1 rRNA gene is annotated in these 1,394 nt (G+C 56.2%); it reads left to right on the forward strand.

The annotated features are described in order from the left end of the window. Window positions 1-1,392: ribosomal RNA gene (locus ABTY15_RS39680) — 23S ribosomal RNA — on the forward strand; the annotation flags it as partial. Window positions 1,393-1,394 lie beyond the last annotated feature (2 nt).

A 1,394-nucleotide genomic window follows, 5' to 3' on the forward strand; every position in this document is an offset into this window, starting at 1 on the left:
CTGAGACCTGATGCCGAGCCGATTGTGGTGAAGTGGATGATCCTATGCTGTCGAGAAAAGCCTCTAGCGAGTTTCATGGCGGCCCGTACCCCAAACCGACTCAGGTGGTCAGGTAGAGAATACCGAGGCGTTCGGGTGAACTATGGTTAAGGAACTCGGCAAAATGCCCCCGTAACTTCGGGAGAAGGGGGGCCATTCCTGGTGACGAGTCTTGCACTCCGAGCTGGGGGTGGCCGCAGAGACCAGCGAGAAGCGACTGTTTACTAAAAACACAGGTCCGTGCGAAGCCGTAAGGCGATGTATACGGACTGACGCCTGCCCGGTGCTGGAACGTTAAGGGGACCGGTTAGCTTGGATTCGTCCAGGCGAAGCTGAGAACTTAAGCGCCAGTAAACGGCGGTGGTAACTATAACCATCCTAAGGTAGCGAAATTCCTTGTCGGGTAAGTTCCGACCTGCACGAATGGCGTAACGACTTCTCGACTGTCTCAACCATAGGCCCGGTGAAATTGCATTACGAGTAAAGATGCTCGTTTCGCGCAGCAGGACGGAAAGACCCCGGGACCTTTACTATAGCTTGATATTGGTGTTCGGTTCGGCTTGTGTAGGATAGGTGGGAGACTGTGAAAGCCCAACGCCAGTTGGGTGGGAGTCGTCGTTGAAATACCACTCTGGTCGTGCTGGATGTCTAACCTGGGTCCGTGATCCGGATCAGGGACAGTGTCTGGTGGGTAGTTTAACTGGGGCGGTTGCCTCCTAAAGGGTAACGGAGGCGCCCAAAGGTTCCCTCAGCCTGGTTGGCAATCAGGTGTTGAGTGTAAGTGCACAAGGGAGCTTGACTGTGAGACTGACGGGTCGAGCAGGTACGAAAGTAGGGACTAGTGATCCGGCGGTGGCTTGTGGAAGCGCCGTCGCTCAACGGATAAAAGGTACCCCGGGGATAACAGGCTGATCTTCCCCAAGAGTCCATATCGACGGGATGGTTTGGCACCTCGATGTCGGCTCGTCGCATCCTGGGGCTGGAGTAGGTCCCAAGGGTTGGGCTGTTCGCCCATTAAAGCGGTACGCGAGCTGGGTTTAGAACGTCGTGAGACAGTTCGGTCCCTATCCGCTGTGCGCGTAGGAGTGTTGAGAAGGGCTGTCCCTAGTACGAGAGGACCGGGACGGACGAACCTCTGGTGTGCCAGTTGTTCTGCCAAGGGCATGGCTGGTTGGCTACGTTCGGGAGGGATAACCGCTGAAAGCATCTAAGCGGGAAGCCTGCTTCGAGATGAGCACTCCCACCTCCTTGAGAGGGTAAGGCTCCCAGTAGACGACTGGGTTGATAGGCCGGATATGGAAGCCCTGTGAGGGGTGGAGTTGACCGGTACTAATAGGCCGAGGGCTTGTCCTCAG

The sequence above is a fragment of the Kitasatospora sp. NPDC097643 genome (genome assembly GCF_040302625.1).
In the GTDB taxonomy this organism is placed as follows: Bacteria; Actinomycetota; Actinomycetes; order Streptomycetales; family Streptomycetaceae; genus Kitasatospora.